This is a genomic window from Mesorhizobium sp. Cs1321R2N1 (assembly GCF_037179725.1).
Lineage (GTDB): Bacteria > Pseudomonadota > Alphaproteobacteria > Rhizobiales > Rhizobiaceae > Mesorhizobium > Mesorhizobium salmacidum.
In genome coordinates, this window is record NZ_JAPYKP010000015.1 from 36,411 (window position 1) to 52,274 (window position 15,864).

Consider the following 15,864-nt stretch of genomic DNA (forward strand, 5'->3'; position numbering starts at 1 on the left):
TTGGCGGGGATGCCGAAAGCCATTCACATCAGTCGTTGTCCGTCGGCGCCGAAATAGAGCGGCGACCGGTAGCGGACCATCACTTTATCGCCCTGCGCCAGATCCGTGTCGGGATCGGTCAGCGTCACCAGTTTCTTCGGCCCCACCGTCACATGCAGATGGTTCTGGTCGCCGAGATGTTCGACCCAGTCGACGACGCCGTCGGCATGGCCATTCATGGCTTTCTCGATCGCCAGATGCTCGGTGCGTGCGCCGATCGTCCTGGTGCCGGCCGGCGCGCCGCTGTCAGGCAGCAACCCCGTCGGCAGGAGATTGATCGCGGGCTGGCCAAGCCGTGCCGCGACATGCAGGTTTGCCGGCTCCGAATAGATCGTCCGCGGTGAGCCGATCTGCACCAGCACGCCATCGGCGAGGATGCCGATCCGGTCGGCCATGGTCATGGCCTCGATCTGGTCGTGCGTGACGTAGAGCATGGTGGCGCCGAGTTCGGACTGGATGCGTTTCAATTCGAGCCTGAGATCCGCGCGTAGCTTGGCGTCTAGAGACGACAGCGGCTCGTCCATCAGGTAGATGGACGGCTTGCGCACCAGCGCGCGGCCGATGGCGACGCGCTGCATTTCGCCGCCCGACAATTTCGTCGACCGGTTGGCAAGCTTGTGATGAATGCGCACCATCTTCGCCACCTCCTCGACCCGGCGCCGGATCTGGTCTTCCGGTATTTTCCGCGCCGGCGAGCGCAGGGGGAAGGCGAGGTTGTCGAACACCGACAAATGCGGATAGAGCGAATATTGCTGGAAGACGAAAGCGGTGTCGCGCTCGGCCGGCGACAGGTTCGTGGCATTGTGGCCGCCGATCTCGATCGTTCCGGCATCCGGCCGCTCCAGCCCGGCGATCAGCCGCAGCGTCGTCGTCTTCCCGGCGCCGGTCGGTCCGAGCAGCACGACGAATTCGCCGTCCGATATATGCAGGTCGAGACCGTTGACGGCGGTCTGCTCGCCAAAATTCTTGGTCACGCCCTTGATGCGCACATCAGCCATGCTGCACTCTCCGCTCCGAGGCAGTATCGTGGATCGCCGTCCTCACCGCGCGCCCGGAGCCCTTGTCGAACAGCGACAGCCGCGCGCTGTTCAGCGTCAGGCCGACATGGTCGCCGGTGTTGAGCCGAATTTCGGCCGGCACGCGCGCCTTGATGATGCCGTCCGCCGTCTCCACCGCCACGATCTGCGTGGTGCCGAGATATTCGGTGCCGTAGATTGCGCCGCGCAGCTTGGAGGCATCGTCGAAGCGGATGTGCTCGGGCCGGATGCCGAGCGCCATGTCGGCCGGCGCGATGTCCTCGCGCACCTCCGGCACCGCGACCCTGGCACCCTGGACGACGATCTCCTTTACACCCTTGGCGAGCCCGCCGCCGAAGCCCAGAAAATTCATCGGCGGCGAGCCGATGAAGTCGGCGACAAACATGGTAGCGGGGCGGTCGTAGATCTCGCGCGGTGTGCCGAACTGCTCGATAACGCCGCGGTTCATGACGGCGATCTTGTCGGCCATCGACATCGCTTCCATTTGGTCATGTGTGACGTACACAGTCGTCGCATGGATACGGTTGTGCAGCTCGCGCAACTCATGGACCATCAAATCGCGGAATTCGGTGTCGAGGGTCCCCAGCGGTTCGTCCATCAGGAAGCATTTCGGCCGCCGCACGATGGCGCGACCGAGCGCGACGCGCTGGCGGTCACCGCCCGCCAGTCCCGAGACCGATTTGTTGAGCAGATGGTCGATGCGCAGAAGCTTCGCGGTCTCCTCGACGCGGGTGCGGATCTCGGCCGACGGCATGCCTTGCGCCAAAAGCGGGAAACCGATGTTCTTGCGCACATTCATGTGCGGATAGAGCGCGAACAGCTGGAAGACAAAGGCGATGTCGCGCTCGCGGGCCCGGAGCATGGTGACGTCGTCGCCGCCGAGCAGGATTTGGCCGCCCGTCGGCAGCTCGAGCCCGGCGATCATACGCAAGGTGGTGGTCTTGCCGCAGCCAGACGGTCCGAGCATGACGAAGAACTCGCCGTCCTCGACGACAAAGTTGGAGTCCTGCACCGCGACGAAATCGCCGAAGGCTTTTCTCAGATGTTGGACGCGGATCTCGGCCATGATTATTCCGGGAATTTCGAGACGATGATGAACATCACCGTGCCGGCAAGCATGGTGATGAAGGAATAGGTGTAGAGCGATAGCGCGAAGGGCTGGAACAGCATCAGGAAACCGATAGCGATCAGTGCGGTCGCGATGTTTTCCATCAGCCCGCGCCTTGCCCAGCGCGGCCAGCGCGATTTGCGTTTTTGAGGAGTGGTGATGCTCATTTGCGCACCGCGCCGAAGGTGATGCCGCGCAGCAATTGTTTGCGGAGCAGGATGGTGAAGACAAGGATCGGAACCAGGAAGATCGTCGTGCCGGCCGCCACCGCCGGCCAGTCCTGCCCGCCTTCGCCGATGATGGTCGGGATGAAGGGCGGCGCCGTCTGCGCCGTGCCCGAGGTCAGAAGAGCGGCGAAGGCGTATTCGTTCCAGGCAAAGATCAAACAGAAGATGGCGGTCGCGGCAATGCCGGTGGTCGCCTGCGGTAGCACGGTGCGCCAGAAGGCCTGCAGCCGCGTGTAGCCGTCGATCATGGCGGCTTCCTCGTATTCGCGCGGAATCTCGTCGATGAAGCCTTTGAGCAGCCAGACCGCCAGCGATACGTTGACCGCCGTGTAGAGCAGGATCATGCCGAGCGCGGTGTCCGACAGGCCGAGTTCGCGGTACATCAGGTAGATGGGGATGGCGACCGCGATCGGCGGCATGAAGCGTGTCGACAGGATGAAGAACAGAAGGTCGTCCGCGAGCGGCACCTTGAAGCGCGAGAAGCCATAGGCCGACAGCGTGCCGAGGAAGACGGCGCAGAAGGTCGAGCCGAAGGCGATGACCAGCGAATTGATGAAGCGCGGCAGGAAGTTGGATGGGCCGGCGATCACCATGTTGCGCTTGCGCACCGTCTCGTCGCAGAAGCCGGTCGCCGGTCCGAGCGAGTTGATGTATTCCGGCGTCTGCCTGGTCCGCGTCGTGAACAAATTGCAGTAGCCCTCGATGCTGGGCTGGAACACGATCTTCGGCGGATAGGCGATCGAGTCCGGCGGCGTCTTGAAGCTGGTGGCGAAGATCCACAACAGCGGCACGATCGAGATCAGCGCGTAGGCGATGATGATGGCGCCGGCGATGCGCTTCGAACCTGCCGAGGGGGCGACGACCGAATGGGCAGTGGTCAGGCTCATCTCTGCTTCACCTTGTTGAGCGCCTTGACGTAAATGTTGGCGAGACCGAACACCGCGACGAACAGGATGATGGCGAAGGCTGACGAATAGCCGGTGCGCCAGCTTTCGAAGGCCTGCCGCTTCAGCGTGATCGAGGCTACCTCGGTGGTGGAGCCCGGTCCGCCGCCGGTCAGCAGATTGACCATGTCGAACATCTTGAAGTTCTCGATGCCGCGAAACAGCACCGCCAGCATGATGAAGGGCAGCGCCATCGGCAGGGTGATCGACCAGAACTGTCGCCAGTTGGAGGCACGGTCGACCTCGGCCGCCTCATAGATGTATTCAGGGATGGAACGCAGGCCCGCGAGGCAGATCAGCATCACGTATGGCGTCCACATCCAGGTGTCGACGATGATGATCGACCACGGTGCCAACGAGACGTTGGAGAGCATCTGGATGCTTGTCGGCGGAATGCCCGACACGAACGAGATCACATAAGAGAACAGCCCGATCTGAGGCTCGTAGAGGAAGCGCCAGAAATTGCCGACCACCGCCGGCGACAGCATCATCGGCACCAGGATCAGCGTCGTCCAGAAGGCGTGGCCGCGGAACTTCCTGTCGATCAGCCAAGCCAGTGTGAAGCCGATCAGCGTCTGCAAGAGGATGGTCCAGAACACGAAATGCGCCGTCGTCTGCATGGCGATCCAGATGTCCTGGTCGCCGAGGATGCGCTGGTAGTTGGCGAAACCGAGGTTCTTTACCACTTCGTTGGGGCGGTTGGCGCGGAAATTGGTGAACGACAGATAGATCGCCCAGAACAGCGGGAAGATATTGATGGCGAGCAGCAACAGGATCGTCGGCGAGATGAACAGCCAGGCGAGGCCCTTGTCGCTGATGCCCCGGACCTTGCGCGCCAACGGTTCCGGGGTTGCCCGGGCAACGTTCTCCGCGGTCCGATTGAGCATGGTAAGTCCTGCTTCGGTCACTTGGGCGTCTCTGTGATGGAATTTATCTGAACCGCGTCCCGTGCCAAGGTCGGCACGGGACGCGGCGGTCACAGCTCGGGAGGAGCCTGGATATTGCCTCGCGGCTACATCTTGCCATCGTCCTGGAAGACCTGCGTCCAATCCTTGACCAGCCCGTCGAGCGCATCCTTGGCCGAACCCTGGCCGGCGACGACATAGTCGTGGAAGCGCTTCTGCGACGCCTGCAGCAGCGGTGCGTAGCTCGGCTCGGCCCAGAAGTCCTTCACAATGGCCATCGAGTCGAGGAAGGTTTGAGCATAGGGCTGGCTGGCCGGGAATTTCGGATCCTTGACCACCGCGTTCAGGCAGGAATAGCCGCCGAGCGACCACCACTTGGACTGCACGTCCTTGTTGGCGAACCACTTGATGTATTTCAGCGCCGGTTCCTGCTTGTCGGAATAGGACACCACCGAAATGCCCTGGCCGCCGAGCTGGGCGAACTGGTCGCCGTCCGGCCCCTTGGGATTGACGAAATAGCCGATCTTGTCGCCGCCGACATTCTCGTCCTTCTGCAGGCCCGGCCATGTGAAAGCGAAGTTCATGTGCATCGCCACCTGGCCGGATTTGAAGGCATCGACGCCTTCACCCATGTAGCTGTTCGAGGCGCCCGGAGGGGTGCAGCAGTCGTAGAGCGCCTTGTAGAATTCCAGCCCCTTCACCGATTTCTCGGAATTGACGAAACCTTCCATCTCGTAGGGCTTCTTCGGGTTTTCGTACTGGAAGCCATAGCTGTAGAGCACGTCCATGGCGCCCATGGTGATGCCTTCGGAACCGCGCTCGGTGTAGATCGAGGCGCCGTAGACCGTCTTGCCGTCGACCTGCCGCTTCTGGAAGAATTCGGCGATCTGCTTCAACTGGTCGAAGGTGGTAGGCGGGCCGAGGTCCCAGCCATACTTCTCCTTGAATTCCTTCTGCAGCTCGGGCTTGGAGAACCAGTCCTTGCGGTAGGTCCAGCCGACGACGTCGCCCATGGCCGGCAGCGCCCAGTAGTTCGGCGTGTTCTTCGGCCATTCCGAATAGCCGACGACAGTCGCCGGCACGAAGTCGTCCATGCTGATCTTCTCCTTGTCGAAGAAGTCGTTCAGCTTGACGTAGTGGCCGTTCTCGGCCGCGCCGCCGATCCACTGGCTGTCGCCGATGATCAGGTCGCAGAGCTTGCCGTGGGAGTTCAGCTCATTGAGGAAACGGTCGGCATAGTTGGTCCACGGCACGAATTCGAATTTCATGCCGATGCCGGTTTCCTTGGTGAAATCCTTGGACAGTTCGACAAGCGCGTTGGCGGGGTCCCAGGCGGCCCAGCACAGCGTCAGGTCTTCAGCGTGCGCGGCGTTCGAGACGGCTGTCGACGCTGCGATCGCCGAGGTCAGTCCCAACGCCAGTTTCAAGCTCGATTTCATGGCTTCCTCCCATTTGTGAAACACGCCCGGATGGCGGTCTCAAGAACCTCAACCTCTCTCCTCAGAGGCCCAAACATGGCGGCATCGTTGCGCCGCGGATGTTTAGTAATTTGTTTAGTGATGCAATTTTTACTAAACAAGGCAAGCGAATTCGTTGCTGCGCCGCAACATGCTGAAGCCGGTCTCTGAAAACGTTGGGAAAAGCGCCGAAGGCCCCGGTCGGACGAGCGCGGATTGTGGACGCGGAGGTTCAGTCGACCCGCTTGGTGCTCACCATCACCGTCCGGATCGGCGGCGGTGGCGGCAGCAGCGCGCGGATGTCGCCGAATGGAAACGTCGGCTCGAAGCGGAAGGCTTCGGCCAGCGAGCCTTGCGCGCCATTGCATTGGCCCGAGCGAAAAAGGTTCTGCGTCAGCGCGATATCGACGAAGCGATCCGGGTCCTGCGACTGATGCATGCGGATCGCCCGGGCCTTGATATCGGCATGGGCGGAAATATCGACATAGTGGGTCGGCGAGAACCCGGTGCCGCCCATCGTGTCGGCATGCAGCACGGGGACGCCGAACGACGCAGCGATGCGCACGCCGTCCGACAGCGCGCGATGGTCGGCGTGATAGTCGTTGGGCGCGTGCGTGATCACAAGATCCGGCCCGATGTCGCCGATCAGTGTTTTCAGCGCATCGATCAGTGCGGCGTCGGCCACCAGCCCGCCGTCGGGAAAATCGAGGAAGCGCGCCGCCGCCCCGAGCAGCGCGGCCGCGGCCATCGCTTCCTCACGGCGGACACGAGCAAGAACAGCGGGATCGCTCTTGCCGCCCCTGGCGCCATCGGTGGCCACGGCAAAACTGAGTTCCGCGCCTTGCGCGGCATAGGCGGCCATTGTACCGAACATGAAGATCTCGATGTCGTCCGCATGCGCACCGAGCGCCAGTATTTTCAACTTTCTCTCCCCGAAAATGAAAAAACGTGCCGGACGGAATCCTGCTCGCCCTGATCGCCTATGCAAGCTATTCGGGCAGCGATGCCGTTATCAAGAGCCTGGGCGGCCAATTCACGATGTTCGAGATCGGTCTCTTCTCGACCCTGTTCGCCGGCTGCTTGGTGCGCGAGGTGGGTAAGGTGCGCTGGAATCCGTTTTCGCGCACCCGGCTTTGAACCGGCGCGACTTTCACGAGTTGCACGGCGCCCGCGACCGCTGATATGCGATCGCAATGACGACCAGACCCTTGCCGGAGCTTCCGGTATCCGCCGTGCTGCCGGCGCTGAGCGAGACGCTCGGCTCCGGCAACAGCGCCGTGCTGGTGGCACCGCCCGGTGCCGGCAAGACCACGCTGGTGCCGCTGGCGCTGCTCGATGCGCCCTGGCTGGGCACGGGCAAGATCGTGTTGCTCGAACCACGCCGGCTGGCCGCCCGCGCCGCGGCGCGCCGCATGGCCGAACTGCTGGGGGAAGAGCCCGGCGCCACGGTGGGCTATGCCATGCGTATGGAAAACCGCACCTCGGCGCGGACGAAAATCCTGGTCGTCACCGAGGGCGTGCTTGCGCGCATGGTCCTTGACGACCCTGAACTCCCCGGCGTTTCGGCCGTCATTTTCGACGAATTCCACGAGCGCTCGCTCGACGGCGATTTCGGTCTCGCTCTCGCCATCGATGTTCAAGGCGCGCTGCGGCCGGATCTGCGTTTGCTGGTGATGTCGGCAACGCTCGACGGCGCACGGGTCGCAAAACTCCTGTCGGGCGCGCGGGTGATCGAAAGCGAGGGCCGCGCCTTCCCTGTCGATGTCAGGTATGACGAACGGCCGGCCGGGATGCCGATCGAGGACGCCATGGCCAAGGCAATCCGCTCCGCGCTTGCCGACGAGAGCGGCAGCGTGCTTGCCTTCCTGCCTGGCCAGCGCGAGATCGAGCGCACCGCCGAGCGGTTGGCCGGCAAGGTCGGAGCCGACACCGATATCGTCCCGCTCTATGGCCAGCTCGACGGCAAGGCGCAGGACGCGGCGATCAAGCCGGCGCCGGCGGGCCGCCGCAAGGTGGTGCTGGCGACCTCGATCGCCGAAACCTCCATCACCATCGACGGCGTGCGCGTCGTCATCGACTCCGGTCTGTCGCGGCTGCCGCGCTATGAGCCGGCCAGCGGCCTGACACGGCTGGAGACAGTGCGCGTCAGCAAGGGTTCCGCCGAGCAGCGCGCCGGCCGCGCCGGCCGTACGCAGGCCGGCGTCGCCATCCGGCTGTGGCGGGCTGAGCAGACGGCGGCACTTCCCGCCTTCACGTCGCCGGAAATCCTCGAGGCGGACCTATCCGGCCTCCTGCTCGACTGCGCCGCCTTCGGTGTCGCCGATCCCGGGACGCTTGCTTTCCTCGATCCGCCGCCGGCTCCCGCGCTCAATGAAGCAAGGGCGCTGTTGCGCGCACTCGATGCCATCGACGAGGCAGGCCGGTTGACGGACGCGGGCGCTTCGATGCGCAAGCTCGCTCTGCCGGTACGGCTGGCGCATATGCTCGCCGAGGCGGCGAAGGCCGGACAGGCGCAGGAAGCAGCCATGCTTGCCGTGCTGCTCACCGAGCGTGGCCTCGGCGGCGACGGTGCCGACCTCGAACGGCGGCTGATGCGCTTTCGCGGCGAGAAATCGCCGCGTGCGACGTCGGCGCGCCAGCTTGCCGAGCGCCTGGCCAGGCAGGCAGGCGGCGCGACGACCAGCGGAGCTGTTCCAGCCGGAACCCTACTCATCCATGCCTGGCCGGACCGCGTCGCCAAGGCGCGCGGCGAGCGCGGCCGTTTCGTGCTGGCCAATGGCTCGGGCGCCATGCTCGACGCCGCCGATCCGCTGGCGAGTGAACCCTTTCTGGTCGTCGCCGACCTGCAGGGCAAGGCGCAGAATGCCCGCATCACGGCAGCGGCGGCGATCAGCGAGGAGGACATCCGGTCAGCGCTTGGTGGCAAGATCGAAACGCGCAGGCAGACGAGTTTCGACCGCGAGCGCCGCGCCGTGCGGGTGCGCGAAACCGTGCGCCTCGGCGCCATCACGCTCGCCGAACGCATGCTGCCGGCGCCGGCCGGCGCCGATGCCGACCGCGCCATCATCGAGGCCTTGCGCGAGCATGGGCTTTCCCTTTTGACCTGGAGCAAGGAGGCTCGGACGCTGCGCCAGCGGCTGTCCTGGCTGCACAAAGGCTTAGGCGCGCCCTGGCCGGACATGTCGGATGAAGCACTCATCGGACGCCTCGACGACTGGCTGCTGCCGTTTCTGTCCGGTGCGGCATCCCTGGCCGCTATCGACCCCGGCACTGTCCCGGCTGGGCTGGCATCGCTCGTGCCGCACGACCTCCAGCGCAAGGTCGATGCGCTGGCGCCGACCCATTTCGATGCCCCGTCGGGCAGCCATGTGCCGATCCGCTATGATGGCGAATGGCCGGTGCTGGCGGTCCGCGTCCAGGAACTGTTCGGCCTCGACCGCCAGCCTTCGATCGCCAACGGCACCGTGCCCTTGACGCTCGAATTGTTGTCGCCGGCGCATCGGCCCATCCAGACGACGCGCGACCTGCCCGGCTTCTGGCGCGGCTCCTGGGCCGATGTGCGTGCCGACATGCGCGGCCGCTATCCCAAACATGTCTGGCCGGAAAACCCGCTGCTCGCCGCCGCCACCGCCCGCGCCAAACCGCGATCATGACCCCAAAAAGTGGGAACCGGTTTTTGGAACAGGTCATGCTCAAACAGGAAGTAGAGATCAAACCCGATCCCGTCGGATTGGAGCGGACCTAGCCTTGGGCGCTTTGCGGCTGTAATCCATTGCCATGATCAACATCCTGAACACGCCCGATTTTCAGCAGAGCCAGCGACTGCGCCTCAACACGCTGATCCGGCTGCGCTGGCTGGCCATTGTCGGACAGAGCGTGACGGTGCTCGTCGTCGCTTACGGCCTGAAGTTCCCGCTGCCGGTCAGCCTGTGTTTTGCCCTGATCGCCTGTTCGGCCTGGATGAACCTGTTTCTGGCCTTCCGGTTTCCGGCCGCGCACCGGCTCACTCCGTTCGCAGCCTTCGGCATCCTGATCTTCGACAGCCTGCAGCTAGCCGGGCTGCTCTATATGACCGGCGGCCTGACCAATCCGTTCTCGCTGCTGATGACCGTGCCCGTCGTCATTTCGGCAACGTCGCTGCCCCTTCGCCTCACCGCCATCCTTGGCGGGCTGGTGATGATAGCGGCGACCTTGCTGGTCTTCCGCCATCTGCCGCTGCCCTGGCCTGAGGACGCGCCGCTGGCGATGCCCTTCGTGTATGTCGCCGGCATGTGGATGGCGGTGCTGTCGTCCATCGCCTTCACCGCCATGTACGCTTTCCGGGTGGCCGCCGAAGCCCGGCTTCTGGCCAACGCGCTCGCCGCCACCGAACTGGTGCTGCAGCGCGAGCAGCACCTTTCCGCGCTCGATGGCCTGGCCGCCGCCGCCGCGCACGAACTCGGCACGCCCCTCGCCACCATCACGCTGGTCGTCAAGGAAATGGAGAAGGCGCTCGGCACCGATCCGAAATACGGGGAAGACGTGAAGCTGCTGCGCTCGCAGAGCGAGCGCTGCCGCGAAATCCTGAAGCGCCTGACCAGCCTGTCGTCAGAGGGCGAGGCGCATCTGTCCCGCCTGCCGCTGACCTCGCTGGTCGAGGAGGTCACCGCGCCACATCGCGACTTCGGCATCTCGATCAAGCTTCGTCCGGGCGAGCGAAGCGGACCGGAGCCGGTCGGGCGGCGCAATCCGGGTGTCATCTACGGCCTCGGCAACCTGGTCGAGAACGCCGTCGATTTCGCCCGCAAGAGCGTCACCATACGCTGGAGCTGGGACGAGGCGATGGTCTCCTTCTCGATCACCGATGACGGCCCGGGTTTTCCGCCTGAGATCATTGACCGCATTGGCGAGCCCTATATGTCGACACGCCAGGGCAATGAAGCCGGAGGCGGCCTCGGGCTCGGCCTGTTCATCGCCAAGACATTGCTCGAACGGTCTGGCGCCACGCTTGATTTTCGCAATTCGAGCGGCCTCGGCGAAGGGGCCGTGGTGCGGATTTCCTGGCCGAGAAGCGTCTTCCTGAACCCCGGAAACGGCCCCGGCGACGATGTTTGACACTGCGTAGTTGGACAATAGCTCCGCAAAACTATATCTGCGTAAAAATAAGGCAGCAGGAATTTTCGAGACGATGACAGGCGATGAAAACAGTGGGCCTATGGTTGAAGGCGAGGACACCTCGCTTCTGATCGTCGACGACGACAAGCCGTTCCTGACCCGTCTGGCCCGTGCCATGGAAACCAGGGGTTTCGTGGTCGAGACGGCGGAGAGCGTCGAGGAGGCCGTGGGCAAGGCCCGCGCCAATCCGCCCGCTTATGCCGTGGTCGACATGCGGTTGGGCGACGGCAATGGCCTCGACGTGGTCGCCGCCATCCGCGAGAAGCGCGAGGATTCCCGCACCATCATCCTGACCGGCTACGGCAACATCGCCACCGCGGTGACCGCCGTAAAGCTCGGCGCCGTCGACTATCTGTCGAAGCCAGCCGATGCCGACGATGTCTTCGCGGCACTGACCCGCACCACCGGCGAGCGCGCCGCCCCGCCGGAAAACCCGATGTCGGCCGACCGCGTGCGCTGGGAGCATATCCAGCGCGTCTACGAGATGTGCGAGCGCAATGTCTCCGAGACCGCGCGCCGGCTCAACATGCATCGCCGCACGCTGCAGCGGATCCTCGCCAAGCGCGCGCCGCGTTAGGATCGCTGGCCGCCGGCTGGGATCGATGAAATGTTACAGCCTGCGGTGGAGACGACCCAATCGCCGAAGTCAGCGCTGCCCCTCATCGCCCTGCCGGGCAGTTCTCCCCGTATAGTGACGGGGAGAAGGGGCTGGCGGCAATGGCGACGCTCTTCTTGCCACGTCGACGATTGGCGAAACCGGTTGCGACAGCGCCCCTCTCCCCGTCACTATACGGGGAGAGGATGCCGGCAGGCAGGTGAGGGGCGGCGCCGGCGCTTGGACAATGAAGCCCGCGGAGCAGGCGACATGACGGAGGCAAAATGCAGGATTTGAAGCAACGGCCGTTTTCCGTCTTCCGCGAGTTCCTGGACAGCGAGGCGGCTGGCGGCATTATCCTGATGGTGGCGGCGGCCCTTGCCCTGGTCGTCGCCAATTCGCCGCTTGCCGAAACCTATTTTGCCATTCTCCACGCCTATCTCGGCCCGCTCAGTGTCTCGCACTGGGTCAATGACGGGCTGATGGCGGTGTTCTTCCTGCTCGTCGGGCTGGAGATCAAGCGCGAGATGCTGGATGGCCAGCTCTCGACCTGGCCGCGCAGGGTGCTGCCCGGCATCGCCGCGGCCGGCGGCATGGTGGTGCCGGCCCTGGTCTATGTCGCCATCAACAGCAGCAATCCGGCCGCACTGTCCGGCTGGGCGATTCCGACCGCCACCGACATCGCCTTCGCGCTTGGCGTGCTGTCGCTGCTCGGAAGCCGCGTGCCGGCCTCGCTGAAGGTCTTCCTGACCGCGCTTGCCATCATCGACGATCTCGGCGCCGTCATCATCATCGCCATCTTCTACACCAGCGGTCTGTCGCTGGCCTATCTCGGCGCGGCCTTCGCCGTCATTGCCGTGCTCATCGTGCTCAACCGCATGCGGGTGATGACCCTGGTGCCTTACCTCGTGCTTGGCGCCATCCTGTGGGTGCTGGTGCTGAAGTCCGGCGTCCATGCCACGCTGGCCGGCGTAGCACTTGCGCTCACCATTCCGCTCAAACGCTCCGCCGGGATCGGCCACGATCTCGACCATTCGCCGCTGCACCGGCTCGAGCACGGCCTGCACAAACTGGTGGCGTTCATCGTCGTCCCGATCTTCGGCTTCGGCAATGCCGGCGTTTCGCTTGCCGGCCTGAGTTTCGGCGCCTTGATCGAGCCGCTGACGCTGGGCGTCGCGGCCGGTCTCGTCGTCGGCAAGCTGGTCGGCGTGTTCGGCTCCTCCGCGCTCGCCATCCGCTTCGGCCTCGCCGACCTGCCGGCCCATGCCGGCTGGTCGCACATGATCGGCATTTCGCTGCTGTGCGGCATCGGCTTCACCATGAGCCTGTTCATCGGCCTGCTCGCCTTCGCCAGCGACGTGGCGCTGCAGGACGCGGTCAAGGTCGGCATTCTCGCGGGTTCCTTCATCGCCGCGCTGCTTGGTGCCGCGGTGCTGCTGATGGCGCCGGCTGCGAGTGGAGTGGAAGGGACTGAGGAGTAGCAGTTCCGGGGTTGGAGCATCTGCTAGCAACGCCGCGCCACCAACATCGGAAGATTGCGGACGCCATCCCGGCGTCAATTTCAGGGCCGCGATTACTCGCTCTCCCCCTCCAGCGCCGGTACCGCCACCCCCGCGAGCTCCGCCGCGAGCAGCCGTGCTGCACCCGCCCTTGCGATCCTCAGCATCAGCGCCTTGCGCGTTGCCGCCACCATGCGGTGCTCCGGCGCATCGCGCAGGATTTCGGCGCCATAGCCGTCGGAGAGGATGAAGCCACACTCTTCCGGAAAAATCTCCGCCGGCACACCGGGATGAGTGGCAAAGAAAAAACGGTCGGAATGCAGGCGATAGTCCGGCCACTTGCGGTCAACGCGAAAATCCTCGATCGAGGATTTGATCTCGATGATCCAGATATCGCCCTGCCGTGTCAGCGCCACGAGATCGGCGCGGCGGCCGGTGGCCAGCGACAGTTCAGGCAGCACATGCGCGCCCATTTGCATCAGCAGCCGCTGCACGCCCCGCCGCACCAGCATGGCGCGCTCGGACTGGCGGCCATCGATCAGAGGGTTCAGGGGAATCGGGGAGATGATTGGCATGGCAGCCACCATGCCAGATTTTGTTCACGGTTTGAACCTGTTTTTAGGTGACGATTATCTGGTTGACAAACCCATCCTTGTTTAAGCGCGCGGGGCCGCAAGGCCGATTTGTCTGATTTGTACGATTTCACCTACGCGGCTTGCGAGCTACTTTCACTAGGGATACGTTTCGGGTTCGCCATGGAGCATTTGCCATGCACGAACTCGATGAAACGAAAATGCTGATCCAAACCGCCAAGGAAAAGCACGCCAACTGGCTTGTGGACAAAACCGGTATCACCCTCAGCCAAGCACGCGAGCTTATCGATTTGCTTGGCGTTGGCAGTTTGCCATCGCTGGTGCGCGAAGCTCTCTTGCTGGCGAAAAAGTAGCAGAAGGCTGTTTGGTCCGTTGCTAGATAAGACCGGAATTTTGTACGCATTCGGACATGCCATTGCGAACAGGTCCGCTTAGGAACATGCTCAACCCTCACCGGCTCGTGCCCTCAAAAGCCGGCGTACGGCCCGGCCTGCGGGATCCTGTGTCACACGATGAGCAGGCCGGGCTGTTGTCCTTTGTGCGCGGTGCCTGATGACTGACAATTTCGGTCACGCCTTCGAGATGGCCATGATCCTCGTCATGGCCCTTGCGGCGATTGGGATCATCCTAGTTGTCATGGGAATCTTCTGAAGGACGCTTTTCCCGGAGCCATCGGGAGCTATCTGAAAAAGCCCCGGCGCTTGGGCCTGCGCCGGGGCTTTCGACACCTACGAGCTACATCAGCATGTCGCTTATGCATGTGCTGATATGGTGAAGGAAGGGTGAAAAGCCTTCCGACGTAATCAGGTTGGGTTTGTCAACCGGATAATCGCCCTTTAGGCGCTCCGAAGCTGATTCAGGAACAGATAAAGGAACTGGTGCGTCGGAAGCGGGGTCAAGCCGAAGATTAGACGGCTATTCACCATTCCTTCACCATATCAGCACATGCTCATAAGCGGACATGCTGATGTAGCTCGTACGTGTCGAAAGCCCCGGTGCAGACCCAAGCGCCGGGGCTTTTCCTTGCGGGCCCACGGGTGGATAGCGCCTAGCGCGCGATCCTAGCTGGTGCGATAATCTCTTCGATGCGAACAGATTTGACTGAAAATGAGTTGCGAGCGCAGCTAGGCCAATTGGGTGCGCGAGTTGCCGAGCTTAAGGCTGCGCGGCAACGTCGGCCTGAGGGGGCACATATTGAGGGCGGCCCGCTTGGTCCAACAGACCCGCTGGAGACGGAATTCTTGCAAAGGACGGTTATTCCCCAGGGTGGTTTTGCTCTTGGCGCCCTTGTACTCTTTATCCAGTCGTTGCGTCGAACCACCAAATAGGTTGCCGGCCTGTCGAACGGCTAGAGGTCCTTATCAGTCGGATTAAAGACCTTCCGGGCTTTCAAATCGCCCCAGTATAAGGTCAAGGCCAGCAACGCGGGATAACCAATGCCGCCGACAATGACGACCGCGATGAGGCCAAACCACCGGTACGCGAGAATGCCGATCACAATAAGGATCATGCTTCCAACAAAACTACTAAAGGGCGCGACCATGGCTGATTTGTATCAGAGCTTCCACAGCGGAGCCATTCCCCTACGGCTGGGTAGCGCCTAGCGCTTCGGCGGGCCTTGGTAGACATACCAGAGCGGGAGCACGACGCCGGCCCATGAAATTGCGATCAGTAGAAACCAATAGAGGTACGGGTCTTGAACCTGATCAAGGACATGCCAGCCGCCGCCGTGCTTTGGGATGGTGGCCTTCCCGTTCCATAGCCAAAAGCCAATGAAAGCGCCCGCACCAAGCATCTGTGCGATCAAAAGATACTTGATGACCGCTTCTGCAATTTTACTCTTTTCGGCCACGCGCGCCCCTCTTTAGGCGTCTTGAGATACGTGGAAGGTCTTAATCGTTCGTGAGCGCCGGCCTGTCGAGGACCATATTCCTATTTCACTTTGGGTTTGTTTGTTAACCAGATAATCGCCTTTCAGACGGTGATTGTATATTTGACAGATCCACAGCGGAACCAGGGTTCATCCAAATGCCATGATGAGGCGTTACATTAGTGATGCCGAATATCCCATCCGGCTCCATCATTCAGCCCGGTCTCAACCCGGGCTTTCTTTTTAGGTCTCTACGGTTTCCAGCCTAGACCGTATGGATCCGATGGCGCTTACGATGGCCTCGGCGGATTCTCTATCCAGCGCGATATCCAAGGTACCCTCGGTCGTCTGTATCGACAGGATGCCGAGGGCGCCTTGGTCGTCGTTGACTGTGCAGACGTGGATTTCGGTCGGCACGAAAGGCGGGGACTTTTCC

The 15,864-nt window shown here is 63.0% G+C and carries 15 protein-coding genes and 1 pseudogene; 6 read left to right on the forward strand and 10 right to left on the reverse strand.

Going from position 1 to position 15,864, the window contains the following annotated elements:
• Positions 1 to 23: 23 nt before the first annotated feature.
• The 7 genes from O7A61_RS06570 to O7A61_RS06600 all read right to left on the reverse strand — a co-directional run bounded on the left by O7A61_RS06570 (position 24) and on the right by O7A61_RS06600 (position 6,639).
• Positions 24 to 1,037 (reverse strand): ABC transporter ATP-binding protein, encoded by a 1,014-nt coding sequence (locus O7A61_RS06570; RefSeq protein ID WP_337129059.1) that lies wholly within the window; start codon positions 1,035 to 1,037, stop codon positions 24 to 26.
• A complete protein-coding gene (locus O7A61_RS06575) occupies positions 1,030 to 2,142 on the reverse strand; it encodes an ABC transporter ATP-binding protein (protein WP_337129060.1) in 1,113 nt (370 codons plus the stop codon). Before O7A61_RS06575 ends, O7A61_RS06570 begins: the two co-directional genes overlap by 8 nt.
• A gap of 2 nt (positions 2,143 to 2,144) precedes the next feature.
• Entirely contained in the window at positions 2,145 to 2,351 is a 207-nt protein-coding gene (locus O7A61_RS06580; RefSeq protein WP_337129061.1) for a hypothetical protein, read from the reverse strand.
• Positions 2,348 to 3,298, reverse strand: coding sequence for a carbohydrate ABC transporter permease (locus O7A61_RS06585; protein ID WP_027142892.1), 951 nt, complete (start codon positions 3,296 to 3,298; stop codon positions 2,348 to 2,350). The genes O7A61_RS06580 and O7A61_RS06585 overlap by 4 nt, the downstream gene beginning before the upstream one ends.
• Positions 3,295 to 4,242, reverse strand: a complete 948-nt coding sequence (locus O7A61_RS06590; protein ID WP_095771946.1) for a carbohydrate ABC transporter permease — start codon at positions 4,240 to 4,242, stop codon at positions 3,295 to 3,297. The genes O7A61_RS06585 and O7A61_RS06590 overlap by 4 nt, the downstream gene beginning before the upstream one ends.
• 125 nt (positions 4,243 to 4,367) lie before the next feature.
• Positions 4,368 to 5,699, reverse strand: coding sequence for an ABC transporter substrate-binding protein (locus O7A61_RS06595; RefSeq protein ID WP_337129062.1), 1,332 nt, complete (start codon positions 5,697 to 5,699; stop codon positions 4,368 to 4,370).
• 250 nt (positions 5,700 to 5,949) lie between these two features.
• Positions 5,950 to 6,639, reverse strand: a complete 690-nt coding sequence (locus O7A61_RS06600) for a PIG-L deacetylase family protein (RefSeq protein WP_337129063.1) — start codon at positions 6,637 to 6,639, stop codon at positions 5,950 to 5,952.
• Positions 6,640 to 6,665: 26 nt separating this feature from the next.
• On the opposite strand from O7A61_RS06600, the gene O7A61_RS06605 reads away from it, so the two are divergent.
• The 5 genes and pseudogenes from O7A61_RS06605 (at position 6,666) to nhaA (ending at position 12,947) form a co-directional block, all read left to right on the forward strand.
• Positions 6,666 to 6,854, forward strand: a complete 189-nt coding sequence (locus O7A61_RS06605) for a hypothetical protein (RefSeq protein WP_442921051.1) — start codon at positions 6,666 to 6,668, stop codon at positions 6,852 to 6,854.
• 56 nt (positions 6,855 to 6,910) lie between these two features.
• Positions 6,911 to 9,370, forward strand: a complete 2,460-nt coding sequence (gene hrpB / locus O7A61_RS06610) for an ATP-dependent helicase HrpB (protein WP_337129064.1) — start codon at positions 6,911 to 6,913, stop codon at positions 9,368 to 9,370.
• A gap of 124 nt (positions 9,371 to 9,494) precedes the next feature.
• Positions 9,495 to 10,821: pseudogene (locus tag O7A61_RS06615) on the forward strand (ActS/PrrB/RegB family redox-sensitive histidine kinase).
• A gap of 63 nt (positions 10,822 to 10,884) precedes the next feature.
• A complete protein-coding gene (locus O7A61_RS06620) occupies positions 10,885 to 11,448 on the forward strand; it encodes an ActR/PrrA/RegA family redox response regulator transcription factor (protein ID WP_015314185.1) in 564 nt (187 codons plus the stop codon).
• Between the two features lie 302 nt (positions 11,449 to 11,750).
• The gene (nhaA, locus tag O7A61_RS06625) at positions 11,751 to 12,947 is read left to right on the forward strand and encodes a Na+/H+ antiporter NhaA (RefSeq protein WP_337129065.1); all 1,197 of its coding nucleotides are present in this window, start codon (positions 11,751 to 11,753) and stop codon (positions 12,945 to 12,947) included.
• A gap of 92 nt (positions 12,948 to 13,039) precedes the next feature.
• Here nhaA and O7A61_RS06630 read toward each other — a convergent pair whose 3' ends face one another.
• Positions 13,040 to 13,540: an MmcB family DNA repair protein gene (locus O7A61_RS06630; protein ID WP_337129066.1), complete on the reverse strand. Its 501-nt coding sequence runs from the start codon at positions 13,538 to 13,540 to the stop codon at positions 13,040 to 13,042.
• 194 nt (positions 13,541 to 13,734) lie between these two features.
• On the opposite strand from O7A61_RS06630, the gene O7A61_RS06635 reads away from it, so the two are divergent.
• Positions 13,735 to 13,911 (forward strand): hypothetical protein, encoded by a 177-nt coding sequence (locus O7A61_RS06635; protein ID WP_198028738.1) that lies wholly within the window; start codon positions 13,735 to 13,737, stop codon positions 13,909 to 13,911.
• Between the two features lie 995 nt (positions 13,912 to 14,906).
• On the opposite strand, the gene O7A61_RS06640 is transcribed toward O7A61_RS06635, so the two are convergent.
• Together O7A61_RS06640 and O7A61_RS06645 are read right to left on the reverse strand one after the other, a co-directional pair.
• Positions 14,907 to 15,101, reverse strand: coding sequence for a hypothetical protein (locus tag O7A61_RS06640; RefSeq protein WP_337109427.1), 195 nt, complete (start codon positions 15,099 to 15,101; stop codon positions 14,907 to 14,909).
• A gap of 57 nt (positions 15,102 to 15,158) precedes the next feature.
• Positions 15,159 to 15,410: a hypothetical protein gene (locus tag O7A61_RS06645; RefSeq protein WP_337129067.1), complete on the reverse strand. Its 252-nt coding sequence runs from the start codon at positions 15,408 to 15,410 to the stop codon at positions 15,159 to 15,161.
• Positions 15,411 to 15,864: the final 454 nt, after the last annotated feature.